The sequence below is a fragment of the Streptacidiphilus albus JL83 genome, assembly GCF_000744705.1.
GTDB lineage: Bacteria > Actinomycetota > Actinomycetes > Streptomycetales > Streptomycetaceae > Streptacidiphilus > Streptacidiphilus albus.
Window position 1 is genome coordinate 6,510,307 of record NZ_JQML01000001.1, and the last position, 19,900, is coordinate 6,530,206.

The 19,900-nt window shown below is 73.6% G+C and carries 15 protein-coding genes; 13 read left to right on the forward strand and 2 right to left on the reverse strand.

All coding sequences use genetic code 11. From position 1 onward, the window contains the following. From BS75_RS28505 to BS75_RS28520, 4 genes are all read left to right on the forward strand, one after another. Complete coding sequence (locus tag BS75_RS28505) at positions 1-1,230, forward strand: sensor histidine kinase (protein WP_034090305.1); 1,230 nt, start codon at positions 1-3, stop codon at positions 1,228-1,230. 226 nt (positions 1,231-1,456) lie between these two features. Next, positions 1,457-2,395, forward strand: coding sequence for an acyl-ACP desaturase (locus BS75_RS28510; RefSeq protein ID WP_231608189.1), 939 nt, complete (start codon positions 1,457-1,459; stop codon positions 2,393-2,395). A 610-nt stretch (positions 2,396-3,005) separates the two neighbouring features. Next, on the forward strand, positions 3,006-3,305 hold the full coding sequence (locus BS75_RS28515; protein ID WP_030258984.1) for a DUF4193 domain-containing protein: 300 nt from the start codon (positions 3,006-3,008) through the stop codon (positions 3,303-3,305). 23 nt (positions 3,306-3,328) lie between these two features. Beyond that, positions 3,329-4,132, forward strand: a complete 804-nt coding sequence (locus BS75_RS28520; protein WP_052069761.1) for a hypothetical protein — start codon at positions 3,329-3,331, stop codon at positions 4,130-4,132. Positions 4,133-4,141: 9 nt separating this feature from the next. Here the strand turns inward: BS75_RS28520 and BS75_RS28525 are convergent, their stop codons facing one another. Next, entirely contained in the window at positions 4,142-4,612 is a 471-nt protein-coding gene (locus BS75_RS28525) for a DUF3093 domain-containing protein (protein ID WP_034090307.1), read from the reverse strand. Between the two features lie 124 nt (positions 4,613-4,736). Here BS75_RS28525 and dut point away from each other — a divergent pair, with 124 nt between their 5' ends. From dut to BS75_RS28555, 6 genes are all read left to right on the forward strand, one after another. Next, the gene (dut, locus tag BS75_RS28530) at positions 4,737-5,249 is read left to right on the forward strand and encodes a dUTP diphosphatase (protein ID WP_231607916.1); all 513 of its coding nucleotides are present in this window, start codon (positions 4,737-4,739) and stop codon (positions 5,247-5,249) included. 2 nt (positions 5,250-5,251) lie between these two features. Further along, positions 5,252-6,064, forward strand: a complete 813-nt coding sequence (locus tag BS75_RS28535) for a DUF3710 domain-containing protein (protein WP_034093950.1) — start codon at positions 5,252-5,254, stop codon at positions 6,062-6,064. Positions 6,065-6,277: 213 nt separating this feature from the next. After that, entirely contained in the window at positions 6,278-9,685 is a 3,408-nt protein-coding gene (locus BS75_RS28540) for an ABC transporter permease (protein ID WP_052069762.1), read from the forward strand. Between the two features lie 1,309 nt (positions 9,686-10,994). Further along, positions 10,995-12,560, forward strand: a complete 1,566-nt coding sequence (locus BS75_RS48570) for a hypothetical protein (protein ID WP_034090309.1) — start codon at positions 10,995-10,997, stop codon at positions 12,558-12,560. Between the two features lie 149 nt (positions 12,561-12,709). Next, positions 12,710-13,657, forward strand: coding sequence for an ABC transporter ATP-binding protein (locus tag BS75_RS28550; protein WP_034093952.1), 948 nt, complete (start codon positions 12,710-12,712; stop codon positions 13,655-13,657). Next, a complete protein-coding gene (locus BS75_RS28555) occupies positions 13,654-14,379 on the forward strand; it encodes an ABC transporter ATP-binding protein (protein ID WP_034090310.1) in 726 nt (241 codons plus the stop codon). The genes BS75_RS28550 and BS75_RS28555 overlap by 4 nt, the downstream gene beginning before the upstream one ends. A gap of 57 nt (positions 14,380-14,436) precedes the next feature. Here BS75_RS28555 and BS75_RS28560 read toward each other — a convergent pair whose 3' ends face one another. Then, the gene (locus BS75_RS28560; RefSeq protein ID WP_034090311.1) at positions 14,437-15,867 is read right to left on the reverse strand and encodes an amidase; all 1,431 of its coding nucleotides are present in this window, start codon (positions 15,865-15,867) and stop codon (positions 14,437-14,439) included. 263 nt (positions 15,868-16,130) lie between these two features. Here BS75_RS28560 and BS75_RS28565 point away from each other — a divergent pair, with 263 nt between their 5' ends. From BS75_RS28565 to BS75_RS28575, 3 genes are all read left to right on the forward strand, one after another. Beyond that, entirely contained in the window at positions 16,131-18,710 is a 2,580-nt protein-coding gene (locus BS75_RS28565; RefSeq protein ID WP_034090312.1) for a sensor histidine kinase, read from the forward strand. Continuing rightward, a complete protein-coding gene (locus tag BS75_RS28570; RefSeq protein ID WP_034090313.1) occupies positions 18,707-19,390 on the forward strand; it encodes a response regulator in 684 nt (227 codons plus the stop codon). The genes BS75_RS28565 and BS75_RS28570 overlap by 4 nt, the downstream gene beginning before the upstream one ends. Positions 19,391-19,500: 110 nt before the next feature. Next, positions 19,501-19,899, forward strand: coding sequence for an OB-fold nucleic acid binding domain-containing protein (locus BS75_RS28575; protein WP_034090314.1), 399 nt, complete (start codon positions 19,501-19,503; stop codon positions 19,897-19,899). Position 19,900 lies beyond the last annotated feature (1 nt).

The window sequence follows — 19,900 nt, forward strand, 5'->3', positions numbered from 1 at the left end:
ATGGCCGAGAGCTCCCCCGAACCCGACGCGCCCCGGCCCTGGCCGGGGAACGAGGCGCATCTGTCGATACTGCCGTTCCGGCCGACCCTGCGGATCCGGCTGACCATGTTCTACGGCGGGATGTTCCTGCTGGCCGGACTGGTGATGGTGCTGGTCATGTACGTGTTCGTGTCGCAGGCGTTCCACAAGGTCGGCCACATGCCGTACTTCGAGGTGGGCCCGGACGTCACCATCAAGACCCACGACGGGACCACGCTCACCGGCGACCAGCTGAACCAGTGGATCGCCGCCCAGGAGGCCGGCACCTCGTCCCGGTCGCTGCACACCCTGGTGCTGAAGTCGATAAGCGCGCTGATCGCGCTGCTGATCCTGGCCGTGGCCTTCGGTTACGCGATGGCCGGACGGGTGCTCCAGCCGATCGGCCGGATCACCCGCACCGCGCGCAAGGTGGCCAGTTCGGACATGCACCGCCGGATCGACCTGGACGGCCCCGACGACGAGCTCAAGGAGCTCGCCGACACCTTCGACGAGATGCTGGAGCGGCTCGACCGCTCGTTCGAGTCCCAGCGGAAGTTCGTCGCCAACGCCTCGCACGAGCTGCGCACCCCGCTGGCGATCAACCGCACCCTGCTGGAGGTCCAGCTCGCCGACCCGGAGACCTCGCCCGACCTCCAGCAGCTGGGCCGGACCCTGCTGGCGACCAACGAGCGCAGCGAGCAGCTGGTCGAGGGGCTGCTGCTGCTGGCCAGGAGCGACAACGAGCTGGTGGACCGGCGCCCGGTCGACCTGGAGGAGGTCGCCCGGCAGGCGCTGGAGCAGACCAGGACCGAGGCGGCGGCCCGGGGGATCCGGCTGACCAGCGCCCTGGAACCGGCCGTGGTCTCCGGCAACGGGGTGCTGCTGGAGCGGATCGCGCTGAACCTGATCCAGAACGCGGTGCGCTACAACCTGCCGGCCGACGGCTGGGTCGAGGTCGCGGTGGGGGCGGTGGAGGGGGCCGGCGAGCTGGTGGTGACCAATGCCGGACCGGTCGTCCCCGGGTATGAGTTGGAGCACATCTTCGAACCTTTCCGGCGGGTCAGGAGCAAGGAGCGGACCCGCAGCGACAAGGGCGTGGGTCTCGGTCTCTCCATCGTCCGCTCGGTGGTGCGGGCCCACGGCGGCGCGATAGAGGCCGTTGCCCGCCCCGAGGGCGGCCTGGTGATGCGGGTGCGCATCCCGAACGGCTGAGCATCCCGAACGGCTGAGCCGGGCCGAACCCCGTCGATCTTCACCCGCCGAACTTTCACCTGGTCGGCGGGGTTGTCAGGGGTTCCTTACCGATGCCCCCTGCAGCTATCGGTCGCCCCTTGCCTCGGGTCGCGGCAACAACCTACGGTGGCGTAACCTACGGAAGCGTAGGTGGATGCCTGACCGAGAGTTGGATGCCGTGACCATCACCCCCTCCCGCAGCACCATGTCCGACACGGACCTGATCCTCGCCCTCGAAGAGGTGGTGGAGCGGGAGCTCAACCGGCACCTCGGGGTGGCCAAGGAGTGGATGCCGCACGAGTACGTCCCGTGGAGCAAGGGGCGCGACTTCGACGGGCTGATGGGCGGCGAGGCGTGGGCCGTGGACCAGTCCCCGGTCAGTGACATCGGCCGGATCTCGCTGGTGGTCAACCTGCTGACCGAGGACAACCTCCCCAGCTACCACCACGAGATCGCCACCATGTTCGGCCGCGAGGGCGCCTGGGGCACCTGGGTGCACCAGTGGACGGCCGAGGAGGGCCGGCACGCCATCGTGATGCGGGACTACCTGCTGACCGCCCGCGCGGTCGACCCGGTCGCCCTGGAGCAGGCCCGGATGACCCACATGGCCGAGGGCTTCACCTCCGACAACAGCCACTCGATGCTCCACTCGGTGGCCTATGTGGCCTTCCAGGAGCTGGCCACCCGGATCTCGCACCGCAACACCGGCCACCACTCCGGCGACCCGGTCTGCGACCGGATGCTGGCCCGGATCGCCACCGACGAGAACCTGCACATGGTCTTCTACCGGAACCTGCTCAAGGCCGCCCTGGAGATCGCCCCGGACCAGGCCGTCCGGGCCGTCGCCGACGTGGTCACCGGCTTCCGGATGCCCGGCCACGGAATGCCCGGTTTCGAGCGGGCCGCCGCGCAGATGGCCATCGGCGGGATCTACAACCTGCGGATCCACCACGACGACGTGCTCCAGCCGGTGCTGCGCCACCTCCGGGTGGCGGAGCTCACCGGCCTCGGCCCGGTCGGCCTCCAGGCGCAGCAGGAGCTCGGGATGTACCTGGAGGGCCTGGACACCCAGGCCACCCGCTTCGACGAGCGCCGGGCGGCCCTGCTGGCCCGCCGTGCCGCCGCCCAGGCGGCCAAGGGCTGAACCCGTGGCCGGGACGCCGCCGGGCGGCCCGTTAGCAGCCCCTGAGCGGTCCCTGAGCGACCCGTGGACGACCCGTGGGCGGCCGGGAGGGGCCGGGGGACCCGGCGGGGGCGGCACTCGTCCGGGGGCCCGCAGGGGGCCGCCGGGCCCGGCTCCGGCCGCTCCGCCGACGGGTGTCTTGTACCGCTAAGTCAGGACTTTTCAGAACAGTGATAAAGGTCACACTTCCTGCCGTTCGGGTGAACATTTCAGTCGATCACTCAGGGTGACCAAATCCGGCCGAGTGACGCACGGTAGTCCTGGGCCGCAGTCGGGCGGCTGTGGCGTGACATCGGATTTTCCTTGCGGCGACAGGGCAGTACCGCATCGGTGGTGGATGTTTCCGGCGGCCATGATCACGGTAAGTGCCCAGGGGGACGCGAGGCACAGCGCGCCGTCCGGCCCGGCGGAATGCCCTTCCAGTCACCTCTTCGAGGGGTGGGACGGGTGTCGATTGAGTAACGAGCCTTGAAGTAAGGCAAAATCTCGCCCTCGGGTCGGGCACAAGTCCGGCTCCCCGCGCGTTACCTGCGCTGGAGATACCCGCAGACACCCAAAGGGGGAGAGCGACATGGCTACTGACTACGACACCCCACGCAAGACCGATGACGACCTCAACGAGGACAGCATCGAGGAGCTGAAGGCCCGTCGGAACGAGAAGTCGACCAGCTCGGTCGACGTCGACGAGTTCGAGGCCGCAGAAGGCCTGGAACTGCCCGGCGCGGACCTCAGCAACGAGGAGCTCTCGGTCCGGGTGCTGCCGCGCCAGGCCGACGAGTTCACCTGCATGAGCTGCTTCCTGGTGCACCACCGGAGCCAGCTCGCGAGCGAGAAGAACGGCAACCCCATCTGCCGGGACTGCGCAGCCTGACGATTTCGGGTAGGAGGGTCCGTATGAGGCCGTTCCGACAGAGAAACCGTTCAGTACCCGGCAGTTCCCAGCAGGACAGCAGTACCCAGCAGTACCGAAGTGACCAGCACGGCGGCGACCCCGCGGAGGAGTTCCTCCGAGTCGCCGCCGAGCTGGACGTCCTGGACGGGTCCGCGCCGGCGGACCCCGTCCTCGTGGACGGAGCGGCCCCCGCCGCGCGCCGGGGCCGGGGCCGGGTGGTGGACTACCTGGTCACCACGCTGATGGACACCGCACCCCGGATCCCGGTCCGCGACCTGGCCGCGCTGCGCGCCCAGCACCCCGACGCCCTCACCCCCGAGGACCTGGCCGACCGGCTGACCTCGGGCGCGGCCAAGGCGGCCGCGACCGTCGGCGCCGGTGTCGGCGCGGCGGCGATGCTCCCGGTGCCGCCCGCGATGACCGTGGAGATCGCCAGTGAGGTGGTCGGTGTGGCGGCGGTGGAGGTCAAGCTGATCGCCGAGCTCTACGCCGTCTACGGCCAGCCCGTGCCGGGCAACGGCGCCCGGCGCACCGGCGCCTACCTCGCGGTCTGGGGCCACCGCCGGGGTCTCGACCTCAGCCGTCCGGCCTCCGTGGCCGCGCTCACCGGCGGCGTCGAACTGCGCCGTCAACTCCGTAAACGGATCTTCCGCAGTGGTCTGCGCAGTCTGCCCACGCTCGCGCCGATGATGGTCGGCGCCGCGGCGGGAGCGGTGCTCAACCGCCGCGACACCCTGAAGCTGGCCGCCGAGATCCGGCGCGACCTGCGCAGCCGCCCCCCGCTGGACCGCGACTACTGGAGCTGACCGGGGCGGCTACTGCCCCTGGGCGGCCGTCTGCCGGGCCGCCTCGGCCCGGGCGGTCACCAGTGCCTCGGCCAGCGCGTCCGGCGTCCGGGTGGACAGGTAGACGTACGGGGTGGGGTCCTTGGGATCGGTGACGTCCACCCGGATGGCGGTCGGGATGTAGGAGCGCAGCAGCATGAAGGCGCGCCCGTTGGCCTTGTGGGTGCGCCAGGCGAAGGACTCCTCCCGGTCCATCGGGTGCGCCTCGCCGAGGGCCTCCACCGGGATCCGGGCCTCCCCGGCGACCAGCAGCCCCTGGACCACGCGGATCCGGGCGGAGCCGTAGGAGCTGAGCAGCACGGCGGCGGCGGCACCGCCGGCGACGAGGCCGATCAGGCCCGGGACCGGGCCGAAGATCATGAAGATCAGGCCGAAGGAGATGGCGCTGCCCACCGGGAGCAGCCACATGGCGGGCGGAGCCGTGAGGCGTTCGTCGTACATGGCCCCATTGTGGACGGGCTTCCTGAGGGTTCCCGCACAGGGTCGCCGGTTCGGCGTGCGCCGCCGTGTTCTGTAAGGTCACGGGCGTGACCGCCCGCCCGTCCGCTACCCGCCAGGTGAATCCGTGAGCCATGACCCCGTGGACGTGCTGCTGCGCCGTCTCGACCCGGAGCTGCCGGCTCCCGCGTACGCCCACCCGGGCGATGCCGGGGCCGATCTGAGGACCACGGTCGACGCCGAGCTGGCCCCGGGCGAGCGGGCGGTGCTCCCCACCGGGGTCGCCATCGCCCTGCCGGACGGCTACGCGGCCTTCGTGCACCCGCGGTCCGGGCTCGCGGCCCGTTGCGGTCTGGCGCTCGTGAATGCCCCTGGAACGGTCGATGCCGGGTACCGTGGTGAGATCAAGGTGATCGTCGTCAACCTCGACCCGCGCGAGCGGGTGGTCTTCCGCCGTGGGGACCGGATCGCCCAGCTGGTCGTCCAGCGGGTCGAGAAGGTCCGCTTCCACGAGGTGGAGGAACTGCCGGGGTCGGCGCGTGCCGAAGGAGGCTTCGGGTCGACGGGCGGCCATGGCGCGGTTAGCATCCCCGTGGCCGGGCAGGAAATCTCATCGGTACCCGACCGGGAAGGACAGTGACCGTGTTCCGTCGTCGCGCCAAGAGCGAGGACGCTGTCGATCAGCACGACGGCCTTGACCAGGACGCCCTGGACGAGGACGACGTCGAGCAGTCCGCTGACAGCGAGGACGTCGCAGGTGTCGACTCCGAGGGGGAGGACGAGGAGTGGGCGGCGCTGCCGCCGGCGCCGCGCCCCGACGGCCCCTGGGACTCCACCGAGGTGGAGAACGCCGCGGAGGGCCGGGTGGACCTCGGCGGTCTGCTGGTGCCGGGCGTGGATGGCATGGAGCTGCGGGTCGAGGTCGCCGGTGACTCGATCGTCGCGGCCACCCTGGTGCTGGGCAGCAGTGCGATCCAGTTGCAGGCGTTCGCCGCGCCCAGGTCCGAGGGGATCTGGGGCGAGGTCCGCAACGAGATCGCCTCGGGCATCACCCAGCAGGGCGGCATCGTCGACACCGAGGAGGGCCCGCTGGGCTGGGGCCTGCGGGCCCAGGTCCCGGTGCAGCTCCCGGACGGGAAGCACGGCGTCCAGCTGGTGCGCTTCGTGGGCTGCGACGGTCCGCGCTGGTTCCTGCGCGGGGTGATCTCCGGCCAGGCCGCGGTCCAGCCGGAGTCGGCGCAGGTGCTGGAGCAGGTCTTCCGGGAGACGGTGGTGGTCCGCGGCGACACGCCGATGGCGCCGCGCGACCCGATCGTGCTGAAGCTGCCCGAGGACGCCCAGATGGTGGCGGACGGGCTGCCGCAGCAGGCGCCCGCCGAGGAGGTCCCGAACCGCTTCAGCGGCGACCCGATGAACCCCTTCGAGCGCGGTCCGGAGATCACCGAGATCCGCTGACCCCCGCGCGCGGAGCACCGCGCACTGCGACAGGAGGGCCCCGCTTCGGCGGGGCCCTCCTCGCGTGCGCCCGGAGCGGGCAACCCCTCGGGCAACCTTTAGGGCAACCGGAGCGGGTCCTTCTGCTTCCCGAAACCCCTTGCCAGGTGCGAGGGGCAGCCGCCAGGCTGTCGCCACCATTGTGGTCTAGACCAGCAATTCCGGGGGACGAGTGTGGCCGGTACGGATGTCAGGACCACGCGCGCCCGCACCCTGCCGCCGGTGGTCCGGCGTTCCGCGCACCACGGACTGGTGCTGGCGGCGGCGGCCCTGATCGTCCTGCTGGCCGGCACCGTCCTGGCCTCGCTGGCCTCCCTGGCCGGCTCGGCGGTGGACGCCGGCGTGGACGTCCGGCTCGCCGCCGACCCGAACACCAATGTCCAGACCACGGCGACCTATGCGCAGGGCGGCTTCGACTCGGGCGACGCGGACGTCCAGGCCGCGCTGGCCCGGGTCTTCCAGGGCATCCCGGCGCAGACCTCGATCGCGCTGTCCGGACTCTCCCCGCTGAGCGTCGCCCCCGGCGGGCCCAAGCCACTGGGTGTGCCGACCCTGCTGCACGCCTCGGCCGCCCAGGGCGTGGCCGCGCACGCCGGGCTGGTCGAGGGCGTCTGGCCGCCGGGCGCCGGCGACGCGAGCCGTGCCGACTTCCGCTCGCTGCCCGGGTACCGGCCCGGGACGGACGCGGCCGGGGCCGGGGGCCCGGTCCCGGCCGCCGTCCCCACCGTGCTCGCCCAGCAGTACGGGCTGCACATCGGCGAGCAACTGCCGCTGGTGGACGCCTACGGGCACCCGGTCGCGATCCTGGTCGTCGGGATCTACCGGGGCGGCGGCGCGGACCCCGGCTACTGGCCGGCCGTCGCCGACGACGCGGACGGCGGCGGGGCGCTCGCCGCCGGTCCGCTGGTGGTCAGCCCGCGGGCGATGGTCGCCAACGCCGCCTTCAACCAGGGCATCTGGGCGCTCTGGTACTCCGAGCCGAACTACGCCCGGCTGGACGGCGGCCAGGTATCGCTGCTGAACCAGCGGGTGACCGACTACACCCAGAGCGACATCGCCACCTCCGTCTTCCACGGGCAGCGGACCCAGCTGCTCAGCGTCTCGGCCTCGTCCGGGATCCCCGGCATCGTCGGCTCGCTCGACACCACCACGGTCGTGGCCCGCTCCGCGCTCTATCTTCCGGCCGCGCTGCTCGCGGCGCTGGCGCTGGTCTCACTGGTGCTGACGGCACGTCAACTGGTGGAGCACCGGCAGTCCGAGCTGGTGCTCCAGCAGACCCGCGGGGCCGGCGCCGGACGGCTGGTCGGCGGCGCCGCCGCCGAGTGGGCGCTGCTGGTGCTGCCGGCCGCGGCGGTCTCGCCGTTCCTCTCGGGGCCGCTGCTGCACGGGCTGCACGCCGCCGGGCTGCTGTCCGGGCCGATGCCGCTGGACACCGTCGGCGCCGGCGCCTGGCTCGCGGTCGGGGCCACGGTGCTGATCCACGCCGTCGCCACCCTGGTGCCGGTGCTGCGGACGGTCTCCGGGCGGGACCCGCTGGCCCGGCTGCGGCTGCGCGGCGCCCGGGCGGCGGCGGCCCAGCGGATCGGTGCGGACCTGGCGCTGCTGCTGGTCGCCGTCCTCGGCTACCTCGAACTGCTGCACTACCACTCGACGGTGGTCGGGACCTCGGTCGACCCGGTGCTGCTGCTGGTGCCGGTCGCCTGCACGGTCGCCGCCGCGCTGCTGCTGCTCCGGCTGCTGCCGCTGGCCAGCCGGGTGCTGGACGCCTTCGGCCGGCGCCGGCGCGGCCTGGTGCTGCCGCTGGCCGGCTGGCAGCTCAGCCGCCGGGCCTCGCGCAACGCCGGGCCGGTGCTGCTGATGTGCCTGGCCGTGGCCGTGGGCGCGCTCTCCACCACTGCCATCGCCTGCCTGGACGGACTCGCCCGGGACCAGGCCGCCTTCACCGTCGGCGCGGACGTCGCCGTCGACACCGGATCGGCCAGCAGCTACCCGCAGACCGTGCTGGCCCGCGACTACCTGCGGCTGCCGGGCGTCACCGCGGTCACCCCGGTCACCGACACCCCGGTCTCCACCGCCTCCGGTGACGCCGTGGAGATCGTCGGCATCGACACCACCCGGGTCGGCGCCGCGCTGCCCGCCCCGCCGCTGCCGACCCTGCGCGGCGACCTGGCCGGTCCGGGCTTCGCGGCCCGGGTGGCCGGGCTGGCCGGGGGCGGACACGGGTACGGGCTGCCGATCGCCGGCGACGCCCCGCAGCTGTCGCTGACCGAGAGCCTGACCGAGTCCGACCCGGCCGCCCCGCCGCCGACGATCGTGGTCACCGTCGAGGACGCCGAAGGGCTGACCCAGTCGCTCAGCGCGGTGCTGCCCGCCGCCGACGGCGCCACCCGCACCGTCGCCCTCTCCTACGGCAGCACCGGCGGCGGCCGGCTGGTCGCCCCGCTGCGGATCGTCGGGGTCCAACTGGTCCCGGTGTTCGACATCCCGCCGGGCGGGGCGCCGCAGCCGGCCTCCACCTACCGGCTGGTGGTCGACCGCTTCAGCGCCGGGGACGCCGCGGCCTCCGTGCTGCCGGCGCACGTGTCCTGGACCGACCGCACCCCGGTGCTGCAGGGAGACCTGCCGTTCCAGCCCTGCGGCCCGCAGGGCCGGATCAGCGGGAACGTCACCCAGATCTGCAGCGTCGGCGGCGGGAGGGCCGGCGGACCCGCGCTGGAGGCGGTGTTCACCACCGGTGCGCCCGGCGGCATCGCCGGCTCCGAGGCGGTCGAGCTCTCCGCCGAGCAGCCGGCCGAGCAGCTCGCGGTACCGGCCCTGGCCGACGACGCCTTCCTCCACGCCGAGAACCTGCAGGTCGGAGCGGCGCTCCCGCTCCAGCTCGACCAGGACCACGGGATCCAGGTGCTGATCGTCGGGGTGGTCCACGACATCCCCGGGGTCGGCAGTGCCGGCGGGCACCTGCTGGTCGACCAGCGGGCCCTGGCCGCCGCCTCGGACCAGGCCGGCGCCGTGGTGCAGCCCGCCACCGACTGGTGGCTCAGCAGCGGCGCGCCCGCCGCCACCGCCGCCGCGATCGCCGGGGCCCCGGGGCTCGGCAGCGCGCAGACCACTCCGCAGGTGCAGGCGCAGCTGGAGGCCGACCCCTTCCGCTCCGGGATGCGCACCGTGCTGGCGCTCTGCCGACTGCTGGCACCGGCCTTCGCGGTGATCGGCTTCACCGTCCACGCGGTGGTCTCCACCCGCGAGCGCCGCCGCGAGTTCGCCCTGCTGCGGGCGATGGGCACACCGAGCCGTCGGCTCGCCACCCTGCTCCGGGCCGAGCAGTTGGCGGTCGTGCTCTTCGCCGTGGTGCCCGGGGCCCTGATCGGGGTCGGCCTCGCCGCCGCGATCCTGCCCAGGGTCGTGGTCGACGACGACGGGAGTCCACCGTTCCCGTCGATGCTGGTCCGGGTGGACTGGCTCACGGTGGGGGCCACCGCGGTCGCCACCGCCGGCGTCATCTGGCTGGTCGTCATCTCCATGTCGAGGCTGCTCGCCCGGGTCGACCTGGTCCGTACGCTGCGGGCGGGGGAGGACGCATGAGCAGCGACATCAGGATCTTCGGCGCACTGGTCCGCCGGGAGTCCCGGAGCGACCTGCCGCTCCTCGGCTGCCTCGCGGTCCTGGTGCTGGTGCTGGCCGCACTCGGCTCGGCCGGGCCGCTGCTGCTGGCACGCCAACAGGACACCGCGCTGAGCCAGCGGATCACCGCCGCCCAGCGCAACGGCCCGCTGCTCGACGTCGCCGGCCAGTTCACCCTGGACGTGGCGGCCGGCTACCCGGCCTCCGCGGCCCCCGCGGTGCCGCTCCGCACGGTGCTGCCGGACAGCGGCCGGGACCTGGCCGGGTCGTTCGGGCCGGTGCTCGGCCCGACGACCCACCCGGAGCGGACCACCCTCGCCCTGCCCTGGGGCGACTACCTCTCGACCACCGCCCTGGCCGACGGCTACGGCGACGTGTCGCTGCAGCCGCTCTGGGTGAGCGACGCCGACGCGCACGTCCGCTACGTCCAGGGGCAGGCGCCCTCCGCCGCCGCCGTGGCGAAGGGCGCCGCGCCGGACATCGCCCTCTCCCAGGCCCAGGCCCGGGCGCTCGGGCTGAGCGTCGGCGAGCGGTTCCAGGTCGCCTCGCGGACCGACGCCGACCAGAACGCGCCCCTCTCCTACCGGCTGAGCGGCATCTACCGGCCGGTCGACACCGGCGACGACTTCTGGACCGCGCAGGCCGAGCTGGACCAGGTCCAGGTGGAGACGCCGACCGTGCCCGGCCAGCCCTCGCCGCTGGTGGTCCAGGGCCTGGTCGGGGCCGGAGCCGCGGACAGCGTCAGCACGGACGGCTTCGGCTACTTCCCGGTCGACTGGTACTACCGGATGGACCTGGGCCGGGCCGCCAACGCCCGCAGCGCGCCGGTCGTCACCGCGCTCGCCACCCTGGGCAACAGCCTCCAGCAGGGCTGGTGCGGGGCGCTCGACGGCAACGGGAACCCCGAGTGCAGCCTCGACGGCCAGACCGTCACCACCTTCGCCGTCAACGACACGGCGACGCCGCTGCTCACCGCCTTCGCCCAGGAGAACCGGCAGTTCGAGGCGTTGGCTTCGTTCGCGGTGGCCTCGCTGCTGGCCGTCGGCCTGGCCACGGTCGTGGTCGCGGTCCGGCTGCTGCTCCGCCGCCGGTCCGGCGACCTGGTGCTCCGGCGCTCGCGCGGCGCCTCCACCACCGAACTCCTGCTCTCCCGCATGGCGACCACGGTTCCGGTCGCCCTCCTGGCCGGGGCGGGGGCTGGATCCTGGGCCGGCCCCTCGCCCCCTCGGGCACCTCGGGACATCCGCTGCCCGCGCTCGCGATCGGCAGCGTGGCGGCGGCCGTGCTGCTGGTCCCGCTGCTCACCTGGTACACCGTCAGGGAGCCGGGCACCGCCCGGCGTTCCCGGCAGCGACGGCCCGTCGCCGCCCGCCGCTACGTGCTGGAGGGCACCGGGGTGCTGCTCTGTGTCGCCGGGGTGACCGCGCTGCGGGTGCGCGGCAGCAGCGGCGGCAGTACCGGCGGCGGGATCGACGTCCAACTCAGCACCGTGCCGGTGCTGGTGGCGCTGACGACGGTGCTGGTCCTGGTCAGGCTCTACCCGGTGGTGCTGCGGCTGCTGGCCGCCTGGGCCCGCCGGGGCGGCGGCACGGTCGCCTTCGTCGGCCTGCGCCGGGCCGGCCGGGACGCGCCGGCCACCAGCCTCGCGCTGTTCGTCCTGGTGCTCACCCTGGGCACCGCCGTCTTCGGCGGCCTGATCTCCCGCTCGATCCAGGACGGCACCGCCGTCGGCGCCCGGTGGACCACCGGCGCGGACGCGGTCTCGGTCGCCGCCGGGAACATCGCCCCCGGCGCCGTCGCACCCGGCCTGGCCGGACCCGGGGCGGTCCGGGCCGAGCTGGTCGAGAACCTGCGGGTGGTCAACCTCACCGGGGACGGCGACGGCCAGATCTTCAACCCCGTCGCCCTGGTCACCCTCGACCCGAAGGCGCTGGCCGCCGCCGAGCCGGGATCGCCGCTGGCCGCCCAGCTGAGCGCGCTCGCCGCCGGGCCGATCACCCAACTGGGCGACGGCAGCGACGTCCTGCCGGTGCTGGCGGTCGCCGCCATCGCGGACCACCGGGAGCAGACCGGCACCTACAGCGCCAATGCCATCGCGGCGGTCAGCGGGCACCACCCGACCCGGGTGAGGCCCGAGGGCACCCTCGACCGGGCCGCCCAGCTGGACCCGGTCCTCGGCCCGCTGCTGGACCAGCAGCCGCCCGGCACCCTGCTGCTGGTCGGCACCACCGCGGACGACGCGGTGCTGCCGCTGCAGTCGTCCGGCAGCACCGCCGCGCTGCTCTGGGCCCGCCCGGGGGCCGCGCCCGCCGCGCTGCGGGCAGCCGCCGCCACCGCGCTCCAGGCCCCGCAGACCGATGTGCAGCTCCAGTCCGACGTCCTCACGGCTCTGCGCACCGACGGCCTCACCCGGGCCGTCGGCCGGATCTACACCGTCTGCACGGCGCTGGCGGTGCTGTTCGCGCTGCTGGCGGTGGCGCTGGAACTGGTGCTCACCGCGCGCGAACGCGGGCGCACCACCTCCTACCTGCGCACCCTGGGCCTCGCGAGCCGGGGCGCGGCCGGACTGCAGATCCTGCAGCTGGTCCCGCTGGCCGCCGCGGCCGCCGCCGGGGGCGTGCTGCTCGGCCTGGTCGTGCCCCGGGTACTCGGACCGGCCCTGCAGATCCAGCAGTTCACCGGCGGGCCGACCGGTCCCGCCCTGCACACCGACTACTCGCTGACCCTGGTGCTGGGCGCCGGACTGGCCCTGCTGGTGCTCGGGGCGGCAGCGGTCGAGACCGCCGTCGCCAGGCTGCGGCGGCTGGAGTCCGTCCTGAGGCTGGGCGAGCAGTGAACGGGCCGACAGCGAACGGGCCGACAGTGAACAGGCCGACAGTGAACAGGCCGACAGCGAATGGGGGAGCAGTGACCATCGACAACACCGTCGGCCGGGTCGGCACCGGGGCCGGTGCGGCCGCCGCCGACCCGGACGGCCAGCCCGACCTGGCGGAACTGCGCCGCCGGGCCGCGCTCTCCGGCGCCCCCGAGCGCGAGCACGGCCTGATCGTCTGCGAGAACCTGGTTCGGATCTACCAGACCGAGGGGGTCGAGGTGCAGGCCCTGCAGGGACTCGACCTCTCGGTCGCGGACGGCGAGATGATCGCCGTGATCGGCGCCTCGGGATCCGGGAAGTCCACCCTGCTGGGCATCCTCTCCGGACAGGACGTGCCCACGGCCGGCGCGGCCGAGGTGGCCGGCTACGACCTGCTGGCCATGAAGCGCCGGGACCGGCTCGCCTACCGGCGCGGGACGGTCGGCTTCGTCTGGCAGCAGACCGCCCGCAACCTGCTGCCCTACCTCACCGCCGTCGAGAACGTCATGCTGCCGATGGCGTACGGCGGACTGCCGCGCAAGGACCGCCGGGCCCGCGCCGAGGAACTGCTCGACCTGCTCGGCATCGCCCACGTCCGGGACCGCAACCCGAGCCGGATCTCCGGCGGCGAGCAGCAGCGCGTCGCCATCGCGGTCGCCGTCGCCAACCGGCCGAAGGTGCTGCTCGCGGACGAGCCCACCGGCGAGCTGGACACCGCGACCAGCGAGGACATCTTCGCCGCGCTGCGCCGGGCCAACGCCGAACTCGGCGTGACCGTGGTCATCGTGACCCACGACGCGCTGGTGTCCGAGCAGGTCCAGCGCACCGTGCGGATCCGCAACGGCCGCACCGCGACCGAGGTGCTGCGCCGGTTGGCGACCTCGGAGGAGGGCGTGGAGGAGCTCACCAGCGAGGAGTACGCGGTGCTGGACCGCAACGGCCGGCTGCAGCTCCCGGGCGATTTCACCGACCGGCTGCAAATGCGGCGCCGGGTGAGGCTGGCGCTGGAGGCCGATCACATCGGAGTATGGCCCGATACCAAGGCCGGTCCGACGGCCGAGCAGGAGGGGGAACTATGAGCAGCGCACCCGCACCCGAGGGCGGTACGGCCGTGGCCGCGCCCGACGAGGCGATGGTGCAGGTCCAGGACCTGCACAAGACCTTCGGCAGCGGCCCGACCGCTGTCCACGCCCTGCGCGGGGTGTCCTTCACCGCCCGTCGCGGGGAGCTCACCGCACTCAAGGGCCGCTCAGGCTCGGGCAAGACGACCCTGTTGAACCTGCTCGGCGGGCTGGACCGGCCCAGCTCGGGCCGGATCACCATCGACGGCCAGGATCTCCAGGAGCTGGGCGAGGACGGCCTGCTGGCGCTGCGCCGGGACCGGATCGGCTTCGTCTTCCAGTCCTTCGGGCTGATCCCGATCCTCACCGCGGCCGAGAACGTCGGCGTGCCGATGCGGCTGCGCCGCACGGCGCCGGCCGAGCGCGAGGAGCGGGTTGCCGACCTGCTGGCCCTGGTCGGCCTGAGCGACCACGTCAACCAGCGTCCGGGCGAGCTGTCCGGCGGCCAGCAGCAGCGGGTCGCCATCGCCCGTTCGCTGGCCAACCAGCCGGCGCTGATCATCGCCGACGAGCCCACCGGCCAGCTGGACTCGGACACCGGACGCGCCATCATGCAGCTGCTGCGGGCGGTCGTCCGCAGCGAGGGGGTGACCGCGCTGGTCGCCACCCACGACCCGCAGCTGATGGAACTGGCGGACCGGGTGCTCGACCTGAGGGACGGTCAGATCGTCGAGGGCTGAGCCGGGGGTCGGCCGTCGGCCCGGGCGCGCTGCCGCGCGCCCGGGCCGACGGCGCGGCTACCAGAGAGCGGGCTTGCGGTCGACCCAGGGACGGGCGCGCTCCAGCTGCGCCGAGAGCCGGATCAGCGTGGCCTCCTCGCCGTAGCGGCCGGCCAGCATCACGCCGATCGGCAGACCCTCCGGGTTCCAGTGCAGCGGAAGGCTGACCGCCGGCTGTCCGGTGGCGTTGTAGAGCGGCGTGAACGGGGTGAAGGCGGTGAGCGCGGCGAACTCCTCGGCCGGGTCCTCGTCGTGGCGCAGCCCGCCGACCAGGGCCGGCGGCTGGGCCAGGGTCGGGGTGAGGATGACGTCGTACTCCTGCTGGAGCGTGGCCACCAGCGTCCCGATCACCCGGAAGGTGTAGAGCGCGGTGGCGAAGTCGGAGCCGGAGACCTCGCGGCCCTTCGCCCGCAGGAACCGGGTGAGCGGCATCAGCAGCTCCTCCTGCTCGGGCGGGACCGGGCGCTGTGCCGCCATCACCGCCCAGACCTGCTCGAAGACCCGGCGCATGGTGTCGTCGGCCGGGAACTCCAGCGGGGTGACCCGGTGGCCCAGCACGGAGAGCAGCCCGGCGGCGTCCTCGGTCGCCGCGGCGCAGTCCGGGTGGACCGCGATGCCGGGCACCGGCGGCGTGGCCAGCACCGCGATCCGCAGCTTGCCCGGCTCCCGGGCGGCCTGGTCCAGGAAGGTCTCGCCCGGGGGCAGCGGCGGGGCGGTGAAGCAGTCGCCCGGCATCGGCCCGGCCATCACGTCCAGCAGCGCGGCGGCGTCGGCGACGGTCCGGGCCAGCGGGCCGCTGGTGCTGAGGCCACTGACGTCGTACAGGGTCGGGCCGCCGCTGATCCGGCCCCGGCTCGGCTTGATGCCGTAGAGCCCGCAGACCGAGGCGGGGATCCGGACCGAGCCTCCGCCGTCGCTGCCGTGCGCCAGCGGGGCCAGCCCGGCGGCGACGGCGGCCGCCGCGCCCCCGCTGGAGCCCCCGGCCGAGTGCTCCAGGCTCCACGGGGTCCGGGCCGGCGGCGCGATCTGGTTCTCGGTGTAGCAGGGCAGGCCGAACTCGGGGGTGTTGGACTTGGCGAGCATGATCGTCCCGGCCGCGCGGAGCCGGGTGACCACGTGGTCGTCGACGGTGGGGACCTGTTCGGCGAAGGCCGCCGAGCCCAGGGTCGCGCGGACGCCGGCGACGAAGTTGAGGTCCTTCACCGGTACCGGCACGCCGTGCAGCGGCGACAGCGCCCGCCCCTCGGCCCGGGCCGCCGCGGACTCCTGCTCGGCCGCCGCGGCCTGCCTCCTGGCCGCCTCCGGGGTCACCGTGATGTAGGCGCCGACGGTGGCGTTCAGCCGGTCGATCCGCTCCAGGTAGTGGTCGGTCAGCTCGACCGGGGAGAGCTTCCCGGCGCTGATCAACTCACCCTGTTCCAGTGCGGTCAAATCGTGGAGCTGCGTCATTGCGGTCCCCTCGGGTCGCGGGCGGAGTGCGTCCTCCGGCCGATCCTCGCACCGGGTTCCGGCCTCGGCCAGAGGCACGGCCGTGGGTCGGACGGCCCGGCGCTCTCGTCAAGATGCCGCTAAAGGCAATCCGGGGAGGTACCGGTCCGTGCTGGTCGATCGGATGTTCCCGTACGCTCGGCTGGAAGCCCGGTGCGCAGGAGTGCGCCGCGGAGGACGGCAGAACCTGACACGGCTGCGCGGATCACTGAGCAAGGACGGACATGGCTCGCGGCAGGCTGAGGATCTATCTCGGGGCGGCACCCGGGGTCGGCAAGACCTGCGCCATGCTCGGCGAGGCGCGCCGCCGCTCGGACCGCGGCACCGATGTCGTGGTGGGCTTCGTCGAGGACCACGGCCGGGTCCACACCCGCGAGCTGCAGGACGGCCTGGAGGTCGTGCCCAGGCGCACGCTGACCTACCGGGGCTCGGACTTCACCGAGATGGACGTGGACGCGGTGCTCGCCCGCAAGCCCGCCGTCGCCCTGGTCGACGAGCTCGCCCACACCAACATCCCCGGCTCCCGCAACGCCAAGCGCTGGCAGGACATCCAGGAGCTGCTGGACGCCGGGATCGACGTCATCTCCGCCGTCAACATCCAGCACCTGGAGTCCCTGGGCGACGCCGTCGAGGGCATCACCGGCATCCGCCAGCAGGAGACCGTGCCGGACGAGGCGGTCCGCCGGGCCGACCAGATCGAACTGGTCGACATGGCCCCCGAGGCGCTGCGCCGACGGCTCGCCCACGGCAACGTCTACGCCCCGGAGAAGGTCGACGCGGCGCTCGCCAACTACTTCCGCCCCGGCAACCTCACCGCGCTGCGCGAGCTGGCGCTGCTGTGGACCGCCGACCGGGTCGACGAGTACCTCCAGCGCTACCGCGCCGAGAACCACATCGACTCGACCTGGCAGGCCCGGGAGCGGATCGTGGTCGGGCTGACCGGCGGGCCCGAGGGCCGGACGCTGATCCGCCGGGCCGCCCGGATCGCCGCCAAGGGTTCCGGCAGCGAGTTGCTCGCCGTCTACGTCGCCAAGAGCGACGGCCTGACCGGGGCCTCCCCGGAGGAGCTGACGGTGCAGCGGTCGCTGGTCGAGGACCTCGGCGGCAGCTTCCACTCCGTCCTCGGCGACAACGCGGCCGAGTCGCTGCTGGAGTTCGCCCGGGGCGTCAACGCCACCCAGGTCGTCCTCGGCAGCAGCCGCCGCAAGGCCTGGCAGTGGGTGCTCGGACCGGGCGTCGGCGCGACCGTCGCCCGGGAGGCCGGCGACATCGACGTCCACATCGTCACCCACGAGCACGTCGCCAAGGGACGGGTGCGGCCGATCCGCCGGATCGCCCGGCTCGGCCCGGCCCGCAGCGCGGCCGGCTGGCTGCTCGGCGTCGCCGGGCCGGTGCTGCTCACCGGAATCATCGAGTGGGTCCACAACAGCTCGAACCAGCAGACCGACATGCTGCTCTACCTCGGCCTGACCGTCGGCGCCGCGCTCACCGGCGGACTCTTCCCGGCCCTGGCCTCGGCGGCGGTCGGCTCGCTGCTGGTGAACTGGTTCTTCACGCCGCCGGTGCACACGCTGACCATCTCCGACCCGCAGAACATCGTCGCCATGGCGGTCTTCCTGGCAGTGGCGCTCTCCGTCGCCTACGTGGTCGACCTGGCGGCCAACCGGACCGCGCAGGCCGCCAGCAGCCAGGCCGAGGCCGAGACGCTGAGCTTCATGGCGCAGAGCGTGCTCAGCGGCGAGAAGGCACTGCCGGCCCTGCTGGAGCGGGTCAGGGAGACCTTCCAGATGGAGTCGGTGACGCTGCTGGAGCGCAGCCAGGACTTCGGCCCGTGGAACTGCGCCGGGGCGGTCGGGCCGCGCCCGGTGAGCCGCCCCGAGGACGCCGACGTCGACGTCCCGGTCGGCGACCGGCTGGCGCTGGCGCTGTCCGGGCGGGTGCTGCCGGCCGCCGACCGCCGGGTGCTCGGCGCCTTCGCGGCGCAGGCCGCGGTGGTGCTGGAGCGCCGTCGGCTGAGCGAGCAGGCCGCCGACGCCCGGCGGCTGGCGGAGGGCAACCGGATCCGCACCGCGCTGCTGGCGGCCGTCTCGCACGACCTCCGCACGCCGCTGGCGAGCATCAAGGCGTCGGTCTCCTCGCTCCGGGCCGAGGACGTCCGGTGGACGCCGGAGGACGAGGCCGAACTGCTCGCCGGGATCGAGGACGGCGCCGACCGGCTCGACCACCTGATCGGCAACCTGCTCGACATGAGCCGGCTGCAGACCGGCTCGGTGGTCCCGCTGGTCCGCGAGTTCGACCTGGACGAGGTGGTGCCCTTCGCCCTGCGCGGGGTGGCGGCCGACTCGGTGCGCACCGACATCCCCGAGGACCTGCCGATGGTCGAGGGCGACCCGGGGCTGCTGGAGCGGGCGCTCGCCAACGTCATCGAGAACGCGGTGAAGTACAACGACTCGGGCCGGGTCCTGGTCTCCGGCAGCCACCTGCGGATATTCGGCCAGGGCGACCGGCTGGAGGTCCGGGTGGCCGACACCGGCCCGGGGATACCGGACGAGGCCAAGGAGAAGGTCTTCGAGCCCTTCCAGCGCTTCGGCGACGCGCCGCGCGGGGTGGGCGTGGGCCTCGGCCTCGCCGTCGCCCGCGGCTTCGTCGAGGCGATGGGCGGCACCCTGACCGCCGAGGACACCCCGGGTGGGGGCCTGACCATGGTCTTCACCCTGCTCGCGCTGCCGGTCCCGGTCGCCGGACAGGCGGTCCCGGCAGCAACGACAGCAGCAACGACGGAAGAAGTGGAAGGCAGCGCATGACGCGGGTCCTGGTAGTCGACGACGAGCCGCAGATCGTCCGTGCCCTGGTGATCAACCTGCGGGCCCGTGCCTACGAGGTGGACGCCGCCCATGACGGCGCCTCCGCCCTGGAGCTGGCGGCGGCCCGCCACCCCGACGTGGTCCTGCTCGACCTCGGCCTGCCCGACATGGACGGCACCGAGGTGATCAAGGGCCTGCGCGGCTGGACCAAGATCCCGATCATCGTGCTCTCCGCCCGGCACGCCTCGGACGAGAAGGTCGAGGCCCTGGACGCCGGCGCGGACGACTACGTCACCAAGCCCTTCGGCATGGACGAGCTGCTGGCCCGGCTGCGGGCCGCCGTCCGCCGGGCCGACCCGGCCGGGACCGAGGCCGACGAGGCCGTGGTCGCCACCTCCTCGTTCACCGTGGACCTGGTCGCCAAGCGGGTCACCCGGGACGACGCCGACATCCGGCTCACCCCGACCGAGTGGCACCTGCTGGAGATCCTGGTCCGCAACGCGGGCCGACTGGTCAGCCAGAAGCAGTTGCTCAAGGAGGTCTGGGGCCCCGCCTACGGCACCGAGACCAACTACCTTCGGGTCTACCTGGCCCAGCTGCGCCGCAAGCTGGAGGTCGACCCGGCGCACCCGCGGCACTTCATCACCGAGCCCGGCATGGGCTACCGCTTCGAGCGCTAGCCCCGAACCGGGGGCCGAGTGTCGAACGCCAGGACGGAGGAGCCTCCGGTCGGGTCACCGCAGGGGCCCGCCGGGTGCTCCCGCAGGCTCGGGACCGGTACTCTTCGGGCATGAGTGGTGACATCCGCAACGACCGGCAGCAGGGGCGCCTGCGACGCATGTTCAGCCGGCTCGCGGCGAGCAGCGAGGACCTCCAGGCGGAGGAACTCCGCCAGCACGCCGAGGAGCAGGGCTGCACGCCCATAGCCTCCTGCCAGGACCGCCAGGAGGTGAGCGTGAGCGGCACCCTGCGCGCCGTCACGCTGCGGCCACGGGCCGGCGTGCCGGCCCTGGAGGCCGAGCTCTTCGACGGCAGCGACTCGCTGGACGTGGTCTGGCTGGGACGCAGGTCCATCACCGGGATCGAACCGGGGCGCCGACTGGTCGCCCACGGCCGTATCAGCCATCAGCGGGGCCGCCGGGTGCTCTTCAACCCCCGGTACGAGCTGCGCCCCGTCGGATCGGAGTAGG